Origin of the sequence: Streptomyces luteolifulvus, from assembly GCF_008806595.1 — a bacterium.
Taxonomy (GTDB): Bacteria; Actinomycetota; Actinomycetes; order Streptomycetales; family Streptomycetaceae; genus Streptomyces; species Streptomyces luteolifulvus.
Genome location: NZ_VZRB01000047.1, coordinates 22,406 through 42,089, shown reverse-complemented (window position 1 = coordinate 42,089; position 19,684 = coordinate 22,406). Strand labels below are relative to the sequence as shown.

Sequence of the window (19,684 nt, the reverse complement as noted above, 5' to 3'; positions counted from 1 at the left end):
GGTCGGCGACTCCCTGGTCTTCATGGACGACGGCGTCGTCGTCGAGTCCGGCCACCCCCGCGACGTGCTGGGAAACCCCCAGCACGAACGCACCCGCTCCTTCCTCTCCAAGGTCCTCTGACCACACACCCACACACCCACACACCCACACACCCACACGGCCCAGGGGCGGTACGGACAACCCGTACCGCCCCTCGCGTCGTTGCGCAGGACTCGAATGCGCCCGAGCGCTGCCCGGACGGCGTCCTGTGAGGCGGGCTGTCACCAGATGTGTCCGATCCCGTACAGTCCGTTGTGGCGTCGCTCCGTTACGGCCGAGCCCAGCGGTTGACCAGGAGAGGAAGCATGGACACCGAAGCCAGCCTTGGCTCCCTTCCCGGAACGGGGCGGCCCATCCCCGAGGCCGAGCCTTCAGTCGTTCAACAGTGGAGTTCGGCAGGAGGCGAACTGATCGAGCTGCTCTCCCTGGTGCGCGAGCGGTTTGGCGGCATCGCCGCGTTCCGGCTCGGGCCCGCCCCCACCGTACTCGTCACCGACCCGCACGCGGTCCAGCACGTGCTCGCCCGGCGCCCTGAGCGGTACGTCAAGCGGTCCCACCGCGCCCGCGTACTGATCGGCGACGGCGTTCTCGCTGCCACCGGTGCGGCGTGGAAGCGGCAACGCCGCTTGCTGCAGTCGCAGTTCACCGGTACCGGGATGCGCCGCTACGAGCAGCGGATCACCGAGGCTGCCCGAACCACCGCCGGGCGCTGGGACGGATTCGCCCGTGCCGGGCAGGACCTCGATGTCGGGCAGGAGATGCGCCGCTTCGCCGTGGACGTCATCTGGCGCTCTCTCACCGGGCACCCCCTCGATGACGGGACCGAGCGTGAACTGGCCGCCGTGGCCGCCGTGGCGGCCGCCCTGCCGACGCTGCCCGCTGACGTCACCGATGCCCAGGACGCCGTTGCCGCCGATCTCGCCAGAATCGATGCGGTCGCCCGGCACGCCATCGAGGCCGCTCGCAGCGGGGCGGCAGGCCCCGACGGCCCGGGGCTGCTGCACGTTCTGATCGACGCTGCCGACGAGCGCCCCGAGTACACCGACCAGTTGATCCGCGATGAACTGGTCACCTTGCTCGTGGCCGGGCACGAGACCACCGCCACCACCCTGACCTGGCTCTACCTGCTGCTCGACCGGCACCCCGCGGCCCGCGAACAAGCCCTCGCCGCCGGCGGCGAAGGATCAGCGGAACGACGCCAGGCCATCCAGGCTCTGGTCCACGAGACGCTCCGGCTCTACCCGTCCGCCTGGATCCTGCCCCGCCAGGCCAACGAGGACGACACCCTCGCCGGCTACGGCGTCAAGGCGGGCACCGACATCCTGGTCTGCCCCTACCTCACACACCGCGACCCCGAACTGTGGCCAGACCCGGCGCACTTCGACCCCCGGCGCTTCACCACACCGGGCGGCCGGCCTCCCCACCCGGGCGCCTACTTCCCCTTCGGCATCGGTCCCCGCGCCTGCCTCGGTCTGCAATTCGCGCTCCGCGAATCCACTGTCCTGCTCGAACACCTGCTGCCGCTCCACACCCCGGCCTTCTCCTCCACCCCCGCGAAGGCGGTGTACGGCATCACCGTCCGCCCCGACGGCCCCACCCCCGCAACCTTGGAATCGCCGCTCACCCCAGGGTGATCGACAGTCCGGCATGGAGGGCATCGCCGCGGTGTGAGCGGCGGTACGGGCGCCCGACGTATGCGTGATTCAGAACTCGTTACGGCGCCGCAGTCCCAGGGGCCGACCGTCCGGGTCGACGACAAGGCGATGCAGGGGCGCGCAGAGCGTCGTGGTCGTACGCGAAAGTCTGGGCGGGTCATAGGTGCGCAGCCGCCCGGGTGGCCTGGGGCCGCGGCGACCGTTGTTGTGCCAGGAGTCCAGTGCGGCGGCGCCGGCCATGAAGGCGTCGAAGGCACTCACGGGATCGCAGAGCGGGTCGGGCGCGTCCAGGGTCCGCGGTGCATCCATTTCCAGGTGCTCGCGCGAGAGCTCCAGGCGCAGATCCCTGGCGAAGCTGCGCGCGCCGTCCCCGAGGCCGCCGGGGTCATGCGGCTCCCGCGGGTCCCTGCTCTCGTCCATGACGGCACAGGTGAGTTCGGAGTCATGGGTCCAGGAACGGAGGTTGATGTTGTCGGATCCGACCGATGCCCACACGTCGTCGATCACGCAGGCCTTGGCGTGCACGTACACCGGTGTCCCGGCGTGGTTCTCCAGCCCGTACACCGCCACGCGCCCACCGCCGGCCCGGCGCAGTCTGTCCAGGGCCGTGATCCGCCCGATCAGGTTCATGGGCAGGGTGAGCCGGCCGTCCTGTTCCGGGAAGGAGGGGATGACCGCGATCAGACGCAGGCCGGAGTGGGCGGTCAGCGCCTCGGCGAAACAGTCCACCACGTGGGGAGACCACAGGTACTGGTCCTCCAGGTAGATCAGGACCCTGGCCCGCCGCAGCGCCTTGCGGTAGCCGCGCGCGATACTCCGCTCGCCGTCGGGGGCGAAGTCGTAGCCGCGCAGCAGCCGGTTGGGGTAGGTGCGCAGGACCTGAACCGTGTGTGTACCGCAGGGCGCGGGGTCGGGTGCCTGGGGCGGCAGCGGGTCCGCGTGGGTGTCCTCGCGGTGAGCGAGCTCCCGCAGGCGGACGAGCGGGCTGCGGCTGAGCGGCGCGGGGTCGTTCCAGCGTTCGCGGAAGCCGGCCTCGATGTCGCCGACGGCCGGTCCGCGTATCGCGAGCTGGATGTCGTGCCACGGTGGGTGCCGTCCGTACGCGGCGGCGATGGGCAGTGACTGCGGGTCGCCGCGGTGCGTCGCGTCGTCGTGGCGGTTGTGGCACAGGTCGATTCCGCCGGCGAACGCGATGTCGAGCTCGGGGCGGCCGGCATGCCGGAGCACGACGAACTTCTGGTGGTGCGAGCCGCCGGGGCGCACCCGCATGTCGAGCAGGCACTCGCCGCCCGCCGCTTCGATCTCCTTGCCGAGATGGCGGTTCTCGGCCTCACTGAACTGCAAGCGGTCCAGGTGGGAGCGCCAGACCAGCCCTTTGACGATCACACCGCGCTCGGCCGCCTCACCCAGGACGGCGCCGATTTCGCTCCCGGGACCATCGAGGCGCTCGTCGGGGTCGCCCCGCCAGTCGGTGAACAGAAGCAGGTCGCCTTTGTGCTGCGCCCGGATCGCACTGAGGAGTTCCGGGAAGTACGTCGCGCCATGGACGAGGGGCCGCACCAGGTTTCCGTCCGACCAAGCCGCTCGGTCCGATCGGCGGCTGTCCAGACCTGTCGCGCTGTTGCCGCGTTCGCCCGAGGTCAGCAGCCAGTCGGTGAGCTCCACAGCCCAGGTCCTCCAGACACGACACACGGGTACCCCCTTCGCGGCCCCTCATCCTGGAGCGTTGGGAGCCGGACCGTGAGGGCTGAGGGGGCGGCGAACCGGGCGAGGCCGCAGGCCGCAAATTCCACCGCATGGCTGACGCAACTCCCGCCAGCAGCTGCTGGGGGCCGATCAACCCTCGATGAGGGTGAATAGTCGCCAATTTTTCGCATGTTGCCGCAGACGCGCGGATTGGCCTCGACAGTCGCGTCGATGACGCCGGCCGAGCAAGAGATCGTCTTCGGTTCGCGTCGCGATCCCTTGCGAGCAGACGTCAGTTGAAAGGCCAGCGGGGTCTCGCTGCCTCGGCCTGCAGTGCGAGCCGCCATCCGCCCACCGGAGCGGAACGGTCAGTTCCTCCCTGGCGTGATCTCGTCGCCTCCGAGGGAGGGGCGGCGCCGAAGATCGTTCCGGCCTGGGGGTTTCGCATACGGTTCAGCGCAAGCAATACGTACAACTATGCGAATAGTTGGTGCCTGGCGGCCTGACCAACCGTGAAAGGTAGTAGGAACATTGAGCACGCATGCAACACGCACGAGATGGAGATCCGGCGCACTGGGGCTGGCCACAGCCGCGCTTCTGCTGGCCGCACCTGCTGTGTCGGCCGCGCCCATGACCTCCCCGTCCCCGTCCCCGGCGCAGAGCGGTGCCGGTACCCCCACGCCGTTACCGGTACCGAGTGGCAAAACTGATCCCACGCCGTCACCGGGACAGACGGGACAGAGTGGGAAACGTACCCCCACACCGTCACCGGCGCGGACCGGAACCAGTCGGCCACCGGCTTCCCCACCCCGGACATCGGCCCCGGCTTCGGTGACCGAGCCGACGAACCTGCCGACGCCGCCGGGGGAACCACTGGAGGCGACACCGGAGGAAATCGCGGAAGCCAAGGCCGCGGAGGCGTACTGGACGCCTCAGCGCATCGCCAACGCCGTTCCCGTCGAACTCAGCAAGGACGAATCGGGAGTCGACGGCGGTGCTGCAAAGAACGCACCGACGCTGGGCAAGATGATGCGGGCGTCATCTTCCTTCGACAATCGCGGCGTGGCGACGGCGGGTGTCTTCCTCATCAACGATGACGATGACCCGCAGTCGGATCCGGGGAAGCGCGACCAGTTCTGCTCGGCTTCCTCGGTGGCCTCGCCGACCAAATCGCTCGTCATCACGGCGGCCCACTGTCTGAACGACAACGACCGGTTCAAGTCCCTCGCTTTCGCGCCCGGTTGGAAGCCCGATCCGGATCACCGGGGCCGCGGAATCGCCCCGTACGGGATCTTCCCCATCAAGAAGGGGAAGGTATGGATCGACGGCCGCTATCTGGCCCAGGGGCCCGCGAAGGCCGACGACCTGGACTTCGCGATCCTGCGATCCGGGCCGAATTCCAAGGGCCAGTTCCTGGAGAACGCAACGGGCATGGGCAATGAGCTCACCACGCTTCACTCCGCACAGCTCGCTCAGCGCAACGTCACCCTCATAGGGTTCCCCGGTGGCGCGAAGGCACCCCTGGTCTGTCCTTCGACCAGCACCAAGGCCTTCGACGGCCGATTCCTCGAAATTGCCTGCGACGGTTTCGCACCTGGCGTGTCCGGCGGCCCCTTCCTGCGCAACTTCGATGGAAAGCGCGGCGACATCATCGGTGTCATCGGCGGTTACAAGACGGGCGGTACCAGGGACGACATCTCGTACTCCTCCCAATTCGACGCCGACGTGAGGCGCCTGTACACCCAGGCGGTCAACGACTACGCGCCGGACACCCCCAAGGGCATCGACGGCATGGGGGACGCCAAACTGTGGCGGCACGCCGTCGCGGCCACCTCCGGCACTTTCCACACCGACTCGCAGAAATTCGGCGACTCCGACCTGCTCGTGAAGTGGAGCGACGGAGAGGTGACCCTCTATCCGGGCGACCAGAACCAGGGTTTCTACACCGGTTGCAAGCCCGGCGAGCCGTGCGAGGTGCAGTTGGCGAAGCCCAACGACCTGTGGAGCAAGTACGCCGATGTGATCACCGCCGGTGACTACACCGGTTCCAACGCCTATGACCTCCTGGTGAAGTGGGTCGACGGCGAAGTGACGATCTACAAGGACATCGACGAACACACGAAGCTGCCGACGTCGTCGGACCAGCACCCGGCCAACGAGATCAAGATCGCTGCTGCCGGATCGGTCTGGAAGCACGCCAAGGGCATTGCGACCGGCAAGTTCGGCGGCAACAAGTGGCCCGACGACCTTGTCGTCCGCTGGGTCGACGGCGAGGTCACCAAGTACGTCAACGTCGACGGTGGCGGTTTCCACGCGGAGACACAGCTGCTCGCGAAGAACAAGCTGTGGGCCGAGCACGCCGACCTCATCACCGGGGGCGACTTCGACGGCTCCACGACGGACGCCAACTACGACCTGTTCGTGAAATGGTCCGACGGTGAACTGACCGTCTATCAGGACGTCGGCACCCGTGGCCTGGGCGGCGAGTCCAAACTGAAGGCCGCCAACAGCACCTGGACTCACGCCCGTGTCGTCGCCGCAGGAGAGTTCGGCGCGAACGACTGGGAGGACGACTTGTTCGTACGCTGGTCGGACGGCGAGGTGACGATCTACGGCAACACGCAGGCCGACGCCCTCGGTCGCGAGTACATGCTCGTCCCGCCGCCCCCCGCCGGACTCGTGGCGGGCGTGCGGCGCTCCGACGACCCGTGCGCCCGGGTGTGCGGCCCCGAGTTGTACCGTCGCGGCACCCGCTAAGCGCTCCGCTGGAAGTGCCGCGATGCGTCGTCGGCCGTCTGCGGCGCCATCGTGGCTGGTCGCGCAGTTCCCCGCGCCCCTTCAGGGCGCTGCGGAACCGTAGCGGACTCAGCCCGACCTGCTCAGCCACCTCTGTACGACGTGAACGCCGCTTCCCGAACGCGAAGGCCGGGATGCGGCGTCACACCCCCACCGACTGGAGCCCCATGCGCGCACGTCAGGGCCTCGCCCTCACCCTCATCGTCTCCGCCATGGCCCTGACGGGTGCCTGCGCGGATGACAAGAATCGAGAAGCGGAGGCCGAACCCGGAAGCACGGCCTCGGCAAATCCAGCCACCAGCACCCCGACCCCCTCCTGGGACGGCAAGGAGGACCAAGAAGATGCGATGCGGCGCGCCACGCGTGCCCTTGACGCCGTGCAGTCCGATGGTGCCTCACGCGTTGACGAGGGCATGGAAAGCCTGGCGGGGGGTCTGAACAAGACCTTCACCGGCAAGGGAGACCGCCCCTACACCTTCGACGTCGCCTGCCAGGCACCCGACCGCCGCTCGCTGACGCTGACCCTCGCACGGGGCGACGCAGAAAGCGAGTGGGAGGTGACCTGCGGCGACCGCGAGGCCGACCAGTTCAACGTCCCCGCCGGCGGTCGCTTCACCGCCAAGATCACCCAGGCAGGACAGCACGCCGACGGCCTCGTATTGTGGCGGCTCAACACCGTGACCGCCCACGACGTGGACGGATGCAAGGACGACATCAAGGGGTGCGAGGACTGACAGCGCGCCGCCCGATGCTCTGGTCCGTCACAACCCGCCACGACGCCGGCCGCCGCCGCTCCACGGATCTCCGTGGCAGCTGCGGCGGCCGGCCGGCGGCGGCGAGAACTGCTCGAGAAGACGGTCGGGATGACCGCCCATCAGTGTCTGGTCGGCATGATGTACGCCCTGTACCCGACCGATCGGTTCGGCGCCGTGGAGATCATGCGAGCCCGTCTTTGGGCAGGTCGCCTGCGTGTTCGCCGGTGACCAGGTAGACCAGGCGCTGCGCCACCGATACGGCGTGGTCGGCGAACCGCTCGTAGTAGCGGCCGACCAGGGTGACGTCCACGGCCGTCTCCACGCCGTGCTGCCACCGGTCGTCCAGCAGGTGCTGGAAGACCATGCGGTGCAGTTCGTCCATGCGGTCGTCGTCCTTCTCCAACTGGAGTGCCGCATCGACGTCCTGGGTGATGATCACTTCGGCGGCCTGCGCCATCAGGCGCTGGGCGAGCTGGCCCATCTCCAGGATCGTGCGCCGCAGATCGCGCGGCACTGCCCGTCGGGGATACCGCATCCGGGCCAGCTTGGCCACGTGCTGCGCGAGTGCACCGCAGCGCTCCAGGTCCGCGCTCATACGCAAGCTGGTGACCACGACCCGCAGATCCGTGGCCACCGGCTGCTGCCGGGCCAGCACCGCGATCGCCCGGTCCTCCAGGTCGCGCTGCAGGTCGTCGACCTTCTCGTCTGCGGAGATCACGCTCTCGGCAAGCTTCAGGTCGGCGTCCAGAAGTGCGGTGGTGGCCAGGCCGATGGCCGAGCCGACCAGGTTCGCCATCTCCACCAGGCCATCACTGATCGCAGCGAGTTCCTCGTGGTACGCCTCGCGCATCGCGTTCTCACCGTCCAATTGTCTGTGCGGTCCTCCGGCGCCCTTCAGCCTCGCATACATCGCCACGACACCAGAGGAGCGACCTCAGCTCCGACCCGGGATCAGGCCCTGTTTCATCGGGGGTCAGGACCGACGCCGTTGCTGATCCGGTGTCCAGGGGTGTGCGCGGGCGATGAGCAGGGCGACATCGTCGCGCTCGTCCGGCTGCCGCAGGTCGTGCAGAAGCCGGTCGCAGGTCTCCTCGAGACTGCGGTCGGGTGAGTCGAGAAGGTGGAGGAGCGTGTCGAGGCGTTCGTCGATGGAATGGTGGCGGGTTTCGACCAATCCGTCGGTGTAGAGGACCAGTTGGTCGCCGGGGGCGAGGGGGAGGGTGGTGGTGTCGAAGGGGAGGTTTCCGGCGCCGAGGGGTGTGCCGGTGGGCAGGTCGAGCAGTCGGGGATGGCTGCCGCTGTGGACGAGGACGGGCGGCAGATGACCGGCGTTGGCGATCTGACACGTCGCGTTGTGGGGGTCGTAGGCAGCGTAGAGGCAGGTGGCGATGTACGGGTCCAGCCCGGAGGTGATCGCATTGAGCTGTTCGAGGACCCGGGCGGGGCCGAGGTCGAGGCCGGCGAAGGCCGCGGTGGCGGTGCGCAGACGGCCCATGGTCGCGGCAGCGTCGATTCCGCTGCCCATCACGTCGCCCACGACCAGTGCGGTCTTGTCCCCGTCGAGGGGGAGGACGTCGTACCAGTCACCGCCGATCTCGTACGCGGCCTGCGCAGGCAGGTAGCGGGAGGCGACCCGCAGGCCGGGCAGGTCAGGCGGGTGCTTGGGCAGCAGGCTGCGCTGCAGCGTCTCGGCGGCGTTGCGCACGCTCTGGTGGGTGCGGGCGTTGTCGATGCACACCGCGGCCCGGGAGGCCAGCTCGGTGGCGATGGCGAGGTCGTCCTCGTCGAAGGGCCGTGGATCACGGGCCCGGGTCAGGCCGTAGAAGCCCAGGATGGTGCCGCGGGCGGTGAGCGGGACAGCCATGTAGGAGTGCACTCCGGCGCGTGCCAGCAGCGTGGCGGCGTGGTCGTCCCGGGCGATGCGCGTCAGGTCGTTGCCGTCGGCGTGAGGAACAAGGATCGGCCGGCCGGTGCGCACGCATCGGGTGGCCAGGCGGTCTGCGTCGTAGGAGGCGATACGGCCGGGTGGATCGGCGGCCTGGAGGGCATCGGTGGAGTAGGCGGCCTTCACTGCCAGGGCGCGGAAGCGGGTGGGGCCGCCTGTGGTGGCGGGGCGATGCTCGTCGATGACGGAGTCGAGCACATCGACGGCCACCACGTCGGCGAACTCGGGAACCGTGACATCGGCCAGCTCCTGGGCCGTCTGCTCGACGTCCAGGGTGGTGCCGATGCGGACGGAGCCGTCGGCGATCAGGGCCAGGCGCCGCCGCGTCTCGGTGGCTGCCGTGGCCGCCTGATACCGGTCGGTGACGTCCACGACCAGGTCGGCCACCCCGAGCACATGGCCTTGAGTGTCCTCGAGCCGGTACAGCGAGATCGACCAGGCGTGGATGTGCTCCGGGTCGGCCGGGGTGCGGCCGACGACGGTGGACTGGTCGACCAGGGGGATCCCGGTGTGGAGGACCTGCCGCATCGCGGCCTCGGGCACCTCGAACTTCGTCTCCTCCATGATCTCGCGGTAGTGGCGGCCGAGGTGCTCCTTCGCGGAGATGCCGTGCATGCGCTCCAGGGCGGGGTTGACGGCCACGTAGCGCAGGTCGGTGTCGAGGATCGCGATCCCGATGGGGGACTGGGAGATCAGCCGGGTGGACAGAGCGACATCCCGCTCCAGTGTGTGCAGTGTGGGTGAGTCGGTGCCGAGCCCGAGGGCATAGAACTCGCCGTGATCGTCAAGAAGCCGCATGTTGCGCAATTCCACCGGTCGTGTGCTGCCGTCCTTGCACCGGATGGGGAACGTGCCGCCCCAGCTCTGCCCGGTCTCCATGACCTCGGCGAACTTCTTGATCACCCATTCCAGGTGCTCGTCGTGGACGAGCAGCCGGGCTGCGTACTGCCCGAGCGCTTCCCTGGCGGCGTAGCCGTACAGAGCCTCCGCCTGCGGGCTCCACAGGACGATCCGGCCCTCGGCGTCCAGCAGCACCGCCGCGACAGCGAGAAGGTCCATCAGCCCGCTCGGCTGCGAGTGCTCATCCTCCCGGCGGGTGCCCGTCCAGTCGAGGTATGCGGGAGGCCATTCGGCGTCGCTCATCACGGCACTCCTTCCGCCGGCCGGCACAGGAGCCATCCGCTGGCCTGGAGCGCGGCCCGGCTGCTTGCAGGAGCTTCGAATTCCAGGGTCCCCCAGACCACGGGGACAACACACCCCTGTCGGCATGCCTCGAGCAGTCGGCTCAGCACCTTACGTGGGGGGCTCAGCACCTTTCGTGGGGAAAGTTAGGGACGGACTGTGCTGGGCGTTTGTGCCGGATCTTCTGTAGGTCGATCCTTGAGGGGAGGAACACAGGCCTGCCCGGCGGCCAAGGGGGTTGGTGAGGACGGACGTGCGATGACCACACCATCGAGTGGACCGGGAGCGGCTGCCCTCGGCGACCCTCTGAGGGGTACGCGGGCTGCCACTGTGATGCTGGATGGCCGGGGGTTGGTGACTGGCTGGAGTCCGGAGGCCGAGCAGCTGCTCGGCTACGGCGCGCAGGAGGTGCTCGGACGGTCGGTCGACGCCGTGGCGGCACCGGCGGACGGGGCAGGGGCCGTGGGGCGCCTCATGCACCACTCGACTCCTGAGCATGGCGAAGGCATCACTCTCCGTCACCGTTCTGGCCGTTTGCTACGGGTGGCGGCAGTCTGCCGCCGGCTCCCGGAGACGGTGGCCGGGCCGGTCTTCCTCCTGCTGCTCACGGACGCCGAGGACCTCGGATCGTGGCAGATGCAACAGGCGTTGCTGCACGCCGTCGCCACGCAGTCCTCCGTCGCACTGACGATCTACGGTCCCGACCTGCGAGTCGTGTGGGCGAACTCGGCGGCCCGGCAGGAACTCCCCGGCGCGTTCGGCCTGTACAGGGGACGCAGCGGAGACGAGCTGTACCCCGGGGGCCAGGTCCTGTCTGCGCAGTACCCGTCCTCGATAACGCAGATCATGAGCAGGGTTCTCGAGACCGGGCAGACCGTCGAAGGCCTCCATTACCGGTGCCGCCCTCTTGCGGATCCGGACCATGAACATGTGTGGTCCCTGTCCTGCTACCGGCTGCAGGACGCAGCAGGCCGGCCGCTGGGAGTGTGCCAGGAGTCGGTGGATGTCACCGACCTCCACCGCGCGCAACGGCGCCTCGCTCTGCTCAACGAGGCCAGCGTTCTGATCGGCAGCACGCTCGACCTCCGCCGTACGGTCCAGGAACTGGCCGAGGTCCTGGTGCCCGGGGTCGCCGACTTCACCGCCGTCGACCTGCTCCGCGACGTACTTGCCGGCCGGGAACCCAGGGCTCGGTCCGCGGGTCGACCAGGCGATGTGCGCCGGGCCGTCCACCGCTCCGTCCGGGAGGACCTGCCCGAAGCCGTCGTCCCGCCCGGCCGGACGGTCCACTATCCGGAGGGCTCCCCGCAGTGGCTGTGCCTGGCGGATGAGCGTCCCATACTGAACGCCGTCCTGGACCTGTCCAGCCCGTGGCTGCTGCAGGATTACGAGCGCAGCGCACGCATGCGCAAGCTGGGCATCCATTCGCACCTCGTGGTTCCGCTGCGGGCACGGGGCATCACCATGGGGGTGGCCACCCTCATGCGCTGGCGCAACCCAGATGCCTTCGCCGCCGAAGACCTGCTGCTTGTCGAGGAACTCGCCGCCCGTGCCGCCGTATGCATCGACAACGCGCGCCGGTACACCCGCGAGCACCAGTCCGCGCTCACTCTGCAGCGGAGCCTCCTGCCGCACGAACTGCCCACCCACACGGACGTGGAGACCGCCTACCGATATCTCCCCGCTGACGCCGAGGCAGGAGTCGGCGGTGACTGGTTCGATGTCCTGCCTCTGGCCTGCGCCCGGGTGGGGCTGGTCGTCGGGGACGTCATCGGCCACGGCCTGCGAGCCGCAGCCACGATGGGACGGCTCCGTACCGCCGTCCACACGCTGGCCGACCTGGATCTGCCGCCCGACGAACTGCTCTCCCACCTCGACGACCTCGTCAACCGTCTGGCAGGAGAGGCTGAATCGGCGCACCCCTTCGGCGTCGAGGGCGTGGTCGGTGCCACCTGCCTGTACGGCGTCTACGATCCCGTCACGTGCCGCGCCACATTCGCTCGTGCGGGCCATCCGCCACCCGCCCTCGCCCACCTCGAGAAGGCCGTGGAGTTTCCGGACATCCCGGCGGGTCCTCCCTTGGGCGTCGGCGGGCTGCCGTTCGAGTCGGCCGAGGTGGAAGTTCCGGAAGGCTCCATCCTCGCCCTGTACACCGACGGCCTGATCACGGCCTCCGACGGCGATCCGGACATCGGCCTGGAACGGCTGAGCTTCGCGCTCGCTCACCCGGACCGCCCCCTGGAGGAAATCTGCGGCGGCATGGAGCGGATCCTGTTGCAGGACCGCCCCCGGGACGACGTCGCCTTTCTCGTGGCCCGCCCGCGCCCGCTGTCCGTCGACAACGTCGCCTCCTGGAACCTGCCGTTCGAACCGACCGCCGTGGGACAGGCGCGGGCGCTGACCAATGACCGCCTTGCGCAGTGGCAGCTGGAGGAGCTGGCGTTCTCCACGGAGCTGATCGTCAGCGAGCTGGTCACCAACGCGATCCGGCACGCCCGGGGCCCCATCGCGCTCCGCCTGATCCGGGGCCGGAACCGGCTGATCTGTGCGGTCTCCGATCACAGCAGCACCTCTCCGCGCATGCGACGGGCCCATGTCGTCGAGGAAGGGGGCCGAGGGCTGTTCCTCGTGGCCCAGTTCGCGCTGCGCTGGGGCACCCGCTACACCGGAGAGGGAAAGATCATCTGGGCGGAACTGCCCCTGCCCAGTTCGGAGGCGGACGCCCCGGCACCATCGAATACACCCGGCGTCCCGACGACCGGCTCATCGCCCGCGGCGTGCAGGACCGCCCCGGTCCACTGACCGGCACGACGGCCGGCAAGCAGCACGACCACTGTTCATTGTCCCCAGTGATCTGTTCGGTGTCCCCATTGATCGGCACCCGGCCCGGCGAGCGCGTCCAGCGATGCTCCGCTTATCCACGACGATGTTCTCCGCCACATCCTGCGGCTCCGTCACGGCAATGAGCGCTGGGGTCCCGGCGGGCCCACGCCGTCGGACCCAGTGGCGCCGGTGAGCCGGTCGGCGAGGATCATCGCCACATCGTCCGCCAGGTCGCCCCCGGTGTGGTGGATCAACTGCTGGTGGAGTTGATCCAGGAACTCGCGCGGGGTGGTGCGGGCGCGCATCCGCTCCATGGTCTCCGGCAGGGCGAAAAAGTCGCCGTCGCGATTGCGTGCCTCGATCACGCCGTCGGTGTACAGCAGCAGACGGTCACCCGGGATGAACGGATAGCTCTCAGTTTTGGCGGGAGGGCCGGTGGCGAGGTCTTCCAGGCCGAGAGGCGGCAGTGGCGAGGTCGGCATCAGTGTCGTGGTTCTGCCGTGGTGCACCAGCAAGGGAGGAGGATGCCCACGGTTGACGAGCTGTACCACCGGTTCGTCCGGCACCTGTGCGATGAGAGCCGTGACGAATCCTTCGAGCAGAACGTCCTGACCGTACTCACCCGGCACGGCGGCTTCCCGTCGCAACGCAGCCGAGCAGTGGTTCATGAGCTCGACCAGGTCCTCCTCGTAGTGCGCCGCCTCCCGGAACGCTCCCAGCGTCACCGCGACGGCTCGCACCGCGGACAGCCCCTTGCCCCGGACGTCCCCCACGATCATCCGGACGCCGTACCGCGTCTGCACGGCCTCGTACAGATCACCACCCACCTGTGCCCCCGTTCCGGCCGCGAGGCACAGGCTGGCCGCCTGCACCGGGCCCAGTCGCGCGGGTATGGGCCGCAGCACCACCTCCTGTGCCGCCACGGCGATCCGGCGGACCTGGTCCAGCTCTCTCTGCCTGCGCGTCTGCATGGCGCTGCTCGTGATGAAACCGGCCACGGAGACCAGAGCCAGAGCCAGAAAATTCGTATAGACCTGCAGGGTGCCCCATGCCTGGTTGTAGGTCGCCGTGGTCACACTGACGGCCAGCGCGAGAGCCGCCGCCGCCATGGTGCCCCTGGGGCCCATCGTCACCGCCGCCAGCGCGGGCATCGCCGTGAGCAGGGGACCGGTATAGATGAAGTGGGCAGGCGTGAGCTCGATGATCAGAACGGCCAGCGCGATCAGGAAGGGCACGCACTGCATCAACGTGAGGAGGACCCGGCTGTGACTGCCTGCTCCCGGCGGACGGGGTGAGCGCAAGAGCGTCTGCATGCACTAAGCCTGCCTTCCCGCAGCTCGCGGCTCCACTTACCGGTACCGGCGGCGGGCCTCGCATCCGCGCCCAGCAGCAGGTTCCTGCGGCACGCCGCCGAGCTGCTCGAAGGCGATATCCAGGTCGACGAGGGTCCTGTTCCGGCCGCCAAGGTGGCCGATCCGTTGGACATCGTCCGGTCTCGCCCGCTGCCCGAGGGGCAACGCCGAGCACGGTGGCAGTGGGCCGGGATGCGGCCGGGCGCTGGTTCGTGGCCCCCGCCAGTCCGGTCGCCGCCGCGTTCAGCTCTGCCGGCAGCGCCTCGTGCCGCCGCTGCCGGAAGTCGGCCCTGTTCCCATCCCGCGGCCTGCGCCCCGCACGGCACTTGCCGGTCCGGCAGCGGCTTGCGGCCGGGATGACGGAAGCGGCCCGTAACTAATTCAATGCCGTACTGCTGAATCGCGCATTGACACGCCGCGGGCTGTTGCAAATCCCAAGGTCGACGAGCGCGTGGGGCATCCCTGAACCGGGGGCGGGCCGGCGATCCACGCGCGGAGATGGCGCATTCGGCAATGGCGGTAATTCGGCTTCAGTACGGCTTCGGATCCCGGCATGCTCTGGGTGCTCAGGCGTCCGGGGCGGATCGCGGGGCCGAGCGGGCGTCGGTCATGGGTCGGAGGGGAGGGCCTGGTCGAGGACTGTTGAGAGCGCGCCAAGGATCCGGCCGTCGGGCCGGGACGGGTCGCACCCCATATGCCCAGAACTTTCCACCCCGGTATGTCTCTTCCATGCCGCGGCGGCCGGAAATCGGGTCCTGAACGAGCACCGGCCGTTACGGCCGGAAAGCAATGCGCCCGGCCATGAGATCGAATTAAAAGTTCCCATTGTCAGGGGGTAGTTCATGAGGAGAAGAGTTCATCGCACCGTGGCACTTCTGGCCACGGTGTGCGGTTTCCATCTGTGCCTCACGGGCGTGGCCGGTGCGGCCTCCGTCCCCCCGGCCTCAGACATTTTCGCCACGACCCTGGTGAACAAGACCGGTTCCACCATCACGGTCACCGCCGGGGTCGGACGCGGCAACACGATCACCGTCTGGCAGGCCGGCAACAGCATCAGGATCAGAGACACCGGAGACACGGTCGCACCGTCCGGCGACTGCGCCGCCATCAGCACGACCGAGGTCGCCTGTACGGCCGTCAACACCAGTGAACTCGTGGTCAACGCCGGCGACCAGGACGACGGGGTCACCTCCTCGCTGGCGACAGTCGGCGTCACCCTGATCGGCGGCGCCGGCAACGACAACCTCTACGGGGGGTCTGCCAACGACACCCTCGAAGGCGAGGAGGGATCCGACTTTCTCTCCGGCGGTGCGGGCAACGACACGCTGACCGGGGGAGCCGAGGCGGACCGGATCTTCGGCGGCGCCGGCAATGACTCCATCGAGGGACGCGGTGGCCCGGACATCGTCGACGGCAGTTCCGGCAACGATGTGATCTACGGCGGCAGCGGCAACGAGCAGATCGTTGCCGGCTCCGGCAACGACTACGCCGAGGGCGGCAGCGGCCGGGACACGATCGACGCCGTGGACAACGTCAGCGGCAACGACTATGTCGCAGGCGGCGCTGATGTGGACGACTGCCGCGCCGACTTGGGTGACAACGTGAGCGGGTGCCCCTGATGGGCGCGAGTGAGCAGCACGGCAGTGCCTGGTCCACGACGAGACGACACGAAGGCGGGCACCGATGAGGGCAAGAAGCATCTGCACCATCCTGGGTGCGATCGCCGCACTCGCCTGTGCTCCGTCGGCCGGAGCCGCCGCCGGTGCGGCCCCCGGTGGAGTCCTTGCCGGTACCACGGTGGTTCAGGAGGTGGGTGACACCCTGACCGTCACGGCCGACGAGGGTGTGGCGAACGACATCACCATCCGGCGCCAGGGCAACGTTGTTGTGGTGATGGACGAGGGAGACATCGTGTCCGCGGTCGCCCCGTGTCAGCTGACGGCGACGCACACGGCAGAATGCCCGCTGCCTGTCGCATCGATACGGGTCAATGCCAAGGACGCCGACGACGACGTCGCCATCTCCCCGAACCTGGAGGCCGCCGGGACGGTGATCGGCGGTGACGGTGACGACCGCCTCAACGGCGGCCCCCGGGCGGACCGGCTGGTCGGCGACGACCCGGCTGCCACCGGACTGCGGGCGACACCGGGCAACGACACCATCAACGGCGGTCCCGGCAACGACACCATCTCCGGTCTGGGCGGCAACGACACCATCAACGGCAGTGCAGGCAACGACACCCTGAACGGTGACTCCGGCAACGACACCCTCAGGGGTGACCAGGGCAACGACACCGTCACCGGGGGCAGCGGCAACGACACGCACATCGGCGGCGAGGGCAACGACACCCTCAACGCCGTGGACAACGTGTTCGCCAACGACAGCCTCGACGGCGGCCTCAGCTTCGACACCTGCAACCGCGACACCGGGGACACGGCCATCAACTGTCCCTGACACCCGCACTTCATCCGAACCGATCCCGTGAATGAGCAAAGGCGTCGGGCCGTGCAACTGCGCGGCCCGACGGCACGGGGCGACGCCGAACGGCCGGCCTGCTCGTCCGTCACCGGCTACGGACGGACTCGGCGCAGAACCGCCGGATGAGTTCGGCGCGCGAAGTGATGTGCAACTGCTGGAAGACACGGCGAAGGTGGTAGTCGACCGTGCGCGGGCTCAGACAGAGCCGGGCTGCCGCTTCCTTGTTGGTCGCACCCGCGGCGACCAGCCGGATGATCTCGCGCTGACGGGCGGTCAGACCGCCCGTCAGCGCCGAGTCGGCCGGGAGGGTGATGTCCGCGGTTCCAGCAGTCGCGTTGTCACCGCTGGCGCGCAGCTCGGCACAGGCCCGGTCGAGCCACAGTCGGGCCCGATGCCTGCGGAAGATCTCCGCCGCCTCCCGGAGCTGGACACGGGACTCCGCCCGTCGGCGTTCGCGCTTGAGGTACTCGCCGTAGAGGAGGGCGGTGCGCGCCTGCTCCAGTGCACGGTCACGGGGCCCGTGCAGGCGCAGGGCGAGCCGGAAGTGCTCCTCGGGGTCTCCGTGTGCCAGGACAGCGCGGCACTGCGCCACCAGTGCCGTCGGCCAGCCCTGGCCGACCCCCTCCGCCCACCTCGCGAATGCCGCGGCGGCCCGTTCCGCCCGAAGGCGGAGTCCGGCGCGGACTGCGGCCTCCACATAAGCGGGCATCGCCTGGAGCGCGACACCGGGGTGCCCCGGCTTCATACGGGTGAGCCGACGCAGCTTCGCAGCCGCCTCCTCCCAGCGTCCCGAAGCCAGATCCACCTGGGCCAGGCCCCACAGACCGAGGGCGCAGGCCAGCCCGTTCCCGTGTTCCGCCGCCTCGTCGATCACTCGATCCGCGTACTGCTCGCATGTCTCGGTGTCACCGGCGAGCCCCGCGGCGAGCATCAGCATCCCCATCAGGTTGCGTACGCCCACGATCTGGCCCGTGCCGCGGGCCAGCCGAAGCGCCTCGGTCGCGACGAGCCGTGCAGAGTCCGGTCCGCTCAGCCAGCATTCCGAGTAGGCGAGGTATTGCATCGCATGCGCGACTGCCGGGGTGTCACCCGCCCTGCGCGCCAGTGCCACCGCACGTGCTGCCAGTGAGCGGGCGTGGGCGTCGTCGGCGATGAACAGGGCTCCATGGGCTGCCCAGGTCAGCACGAGCGGGTCCTGCGCCTGTGCGGCCTGTGCGACGCTCGTGCGCAGTCGGACGGTGGCAGTCGGCAGCCCCCGTAACGAGTCGGCGACTCCGAGGAGGCAGTCCGTGGCGAGCTGCGCGTCCGGCTCGTCCAAGGTCATGGAGCCGCCCAGCAACGCCCGCGCCCGCAGGGCCGCCCGCACCGGTAACTCCTCGTTTCCCGTGCAGAGACCGGCCTCTCCCGCAGCGGCCAGGGCCTTGGCCGCGAGCGGAGTGTTGCCGTCCGCAAGGACGTCCGCGGCGGTCAGCAACGCGTGGTAGGCGTCGTCCGGTGTGCCCTGGTGAAGCGAGAGGACGCCCCGCAGAAAGGCGATGTCTCCCCGCAGGGACGGGTGGTCCGCGCCGTCCAGCGCCTCTGCACGCTCCAGCAGATGGGCGGCGCGCCGCAGACGCCCTGCCATGGTGCTGCAGGTGGCAGCGGCGACGAGGCGGCCGGCCCGCTGACCGTCCTCGCCGGTCAGCTCTGCGGAGCGCTCCATCAGTACGGCGGCATGGCACGGCCGGCCGTGACGGCGCGCCCGGGCAGCCTGGCGCTCCAGTTCGTCGGCCAGCACGGCGTCTGCTTCCGTCGACAGAGCCGCCTCGTGCCAACCGCCCCGGTCGTCGGCACGGGCAGCGAACACCCTCGCCAGCAGTTCGTGTGCCCAATGCCGTTCGGTCAGATCCGGACTGTGGCGGATGGCACGAGCGAGAGCGGCGTCCCGAATGGACACGCTCGTCCGCGACACGGTGACCAGCCCCGCAGCCTCGGCACCTGTCAACGCCGCGGGGTCGATCGCTGCCATGTGGGCCACTCGGTGCAGCATGGGAGGGTCCATGCGCGGTTCCGTGGCCAGCAGTGTGAGCAGCCGGCGGCAGTCGTCGGAAAGCCCGCGCAACGGCGCGAGGCTGAGCCGGGTCAGCCGTGGCCCGAGCGGGAGTGGGTCAGGCAGCCGTGGCAGCTCCGCCAGCTGACTTGGACTCAGCGTCCGTAGGAACTCCAGAAGGACCAGCGGATTGCCGCCCGCGGCATGGACGAGTACTTCGCCTACGGCGGGCGCCACCGCCGACGGGTGGCGCTGTGCGATCAGCCGCAGGCAGTCGCGGTCGCTCATGCCCGTCAGGTGAAGTACCGCCACACCCGGCATCAGCCTGGCTGCCTCATGGTCTGCTGCAGCAAGGACCAGGACCCGTTCGGTGCTGATCCGACGGGCCACAAGGCCCAGGACCTGACGTGACTCGGCGTCGACCCACTGCAGGTCGTCGACGCTGACCAGCACCGGGCGCCTGACGGAGCTCCGTGCCAGCAGGGCCAGCACCGCGACGGCGGTCAGTGACCGATCCCGGGGTGGCGGCAGCAGACCGAGCAGTAATCGCTCCAGCAACTCGGCCAAGTGCGGCGGGAGACGCCGTACGCCGACGGCCAAGGGCCGGACCAGTCGCTGAACCGCCGCGTAGTCCAGGCTCTGTTCCGCCGGCACCCCGTCCACGCGTACGGTGTGGAAGGCCTGCGCGAGGTGCGTCGTGTGCCGGATCAGTGTGGTCTTGCCGATTCCCTGATCCCCCGTCAGCAGCAGTGCGCCACCCTTCCTCGCGCTGCGGCAGGCCTCGATCCATGCCGCGAGCTGACGGCGTTCTGCCTGTCTGCCGATGATGCTGTGCTCGGTGCCGTACGTCATGACGTACGCCTCCTGGACGGGACCGGATCCTGGTCAAGAATAGTGATTATTCGCCGCCGGGAGCGCAAGAGATGCCGCCGAACGCCGGCGC

General features: G+C 69.2%; 11 protein-coding genes and 1 pseudogene. 7 read left to right on the top strand and 5 right to left on the bottom strand.

Annotation, left to right across the window (positions count from 1 at the left end; translation table 11 throughout):
* Positions 1-121, top strand: a pseudogene (locus F7R91_RS37580) (ectoine/hydroxyectoine ABC transporter ATP-binding protein EhuA); the annotation flags it as partial.
* 224 nt (positions 122-345) lie between these two features.
* Positions 346-1,674, top strand: coding sequence for a cytochrome P450 (locus F7R91_RS37575; RefSeq protein ID WP_150957752.1), 1,329 nt, complete (start codon positions 346-348; stop codon positions 1,672-1,674).
* Positions 1,675-1,743: 69 nt separating this feature from the next.
* Here F7R91_RS37575 and F7R91_RS37570 read toward each other — a convergent pair whose 3' ends face one another.
* On the bottom strand, positions 1,744-3,360 hold the full coding sequence (locus F7R91_RS37570) for a phospholipase D family protein (RefSeq protein ID WP_150957750.1): 1,617 nt from the start codon (positions 3,358-3,360) through the stop codon (positions 1,744-1,746).
* Between the two features lie 852 nt (positions 3,361-4,212).
* On the opposite strand from F7R91_RS37570, the gene F7R91_RS37565 reads away from it, so the two are divergent.
* Together F7R91_RS37565 and F7R91_RS37560 are read left to right on the top strand one after the other, a co-directional pair.
* Positions 4,213-6,138, top strand: coding sequence for a trypsin-like serine peptidase (locus F7R91_RS37565; RefSeq protein WP_191971816.1), 1,926 nt, complete (start codon positions 4,213-4,215; stop codon positions 6,136-6,138).
* Positions 6,139-6,344: 206 nt separating this feature from the next.
* Positions 6,345-6,911 (top strand): hypothetical protein, encoded by a 567-nt coding sequence (locus F7R91_RS37560; RefSeq protein ID WP_150957746.1) that lies wholly within the window; start codon positions 6,345-6,347, stop codon positions 6,909-6,911.
* 202 nt (positions 6,912-7,113) lie between these two features.
* On the opposite strand, the gene phoU is transcribed toward F7R91_RS37560, so the two are convergent.
* Both phoU and F7R91_RS37550 read right to left on the bottom strand, forming a co-directional pair.
* Positions 7,114-7,782, bottom strand: a complete 669-nt coding sequence (gene phoU, locus F7R91_RS37555) for a phosphate signaling complex protein PhoU (protein WP_150957756.1) — start codon at positions 7,780-7,782, stop codon at positions 7,114-7,116.
* 123 nt (positions 7,783-7,905) lie between these two features.
* On the bottom strand, positions 7,906-10,020 hold the full coding sequence (locus F7R91_RS37550; RefSeq protein WP_150957745.1) for a SpoIIE family protein phosphatase: 2,115 nt from the start codon (positions 10,018-10,020) through the stop codon (positions 7,906-7,908).
* A 297-nt stretch (positions 10,021-10,317) separates the two neighbouring features.
* On the opposite strand from F7R91_RS37550, the gene F7R91_RS37545 reads away from it, so the two are divergent.
* Positions 10,318-12,861 (top strand): SpoIIE family protein phosphatase, encoded by a 2,544-nt coding sequence (locus tag F7R91_RS37545; RefSeq protein WP_150957743.1) that lies wholly within the window; start codon positions 10,318-10,320, stop codon positions 12,859-12,861.
* Between the two features lie 152 nt (positions 12,862-13,013).
* Here the strand turns inward: F7R91_RS37545 and F7R91_RS37540 are convergent, their stop codons facing one another.
* Positions 13,014-14,195 (bottom strand): PP2C family protein-serine/threonine phosphatase, encoded by a 1,182-nt coding sequence (locus F7R91_RS37540; RefSeq protein WP_150957741.1) that lies wholly within the window; start codon positions 14,193-14,195, stop codon positions 13,014-13,016.
* Between the two features lie 905 nt (positions 14,196-15,100).
* On the opposite strand from F7R91_RS37540, the gene F7R91_RS37535 reads away from it, so the two are divergent.
* Positions 15,101-15,853 carry a calcium-binding protein gene (locus tag F7R91_RS37535; RefSeq protein ID WP_191971815.1) on the top strand — a complete coding sequence of 251 codons (753 nt, stop codon included), beginning with the start codon at positions 15,101-15,103 and terminating at the stop codon, positions 15,851-15,853.
* 64 nt (positions 15,854-15,917) lie between these two features.
* Positions 15,918-16,688, top strand: coding sequence for a calcium-binding protein (locus tag F7R91_RS37530; protein ID WP_150957737.1), 771 nt, complete (start codon positions 15,918-15,920; stop codon positions 16,686-16,688).
* Positions 16,689-16,797: 109 nt separating this feature from the next.
* Here the strand turns inward: F7R91_RS37530 and F7R91_RS37525 are convergent, their stop codons facing one another.
* Positions 16,798-19,593: an AAA family ATPase gene (locus F7R91_RS37525; protein WP_150957736.1), complete on the bottom strand. Its 2,796-nt coding sequence runs from the start codon at positions 19,591-19,593 to the stop codon at positions 16,798-16,800.
* Between the last annotated feature and the right edge of the window lie 91 nt (positions 19,594-19,684).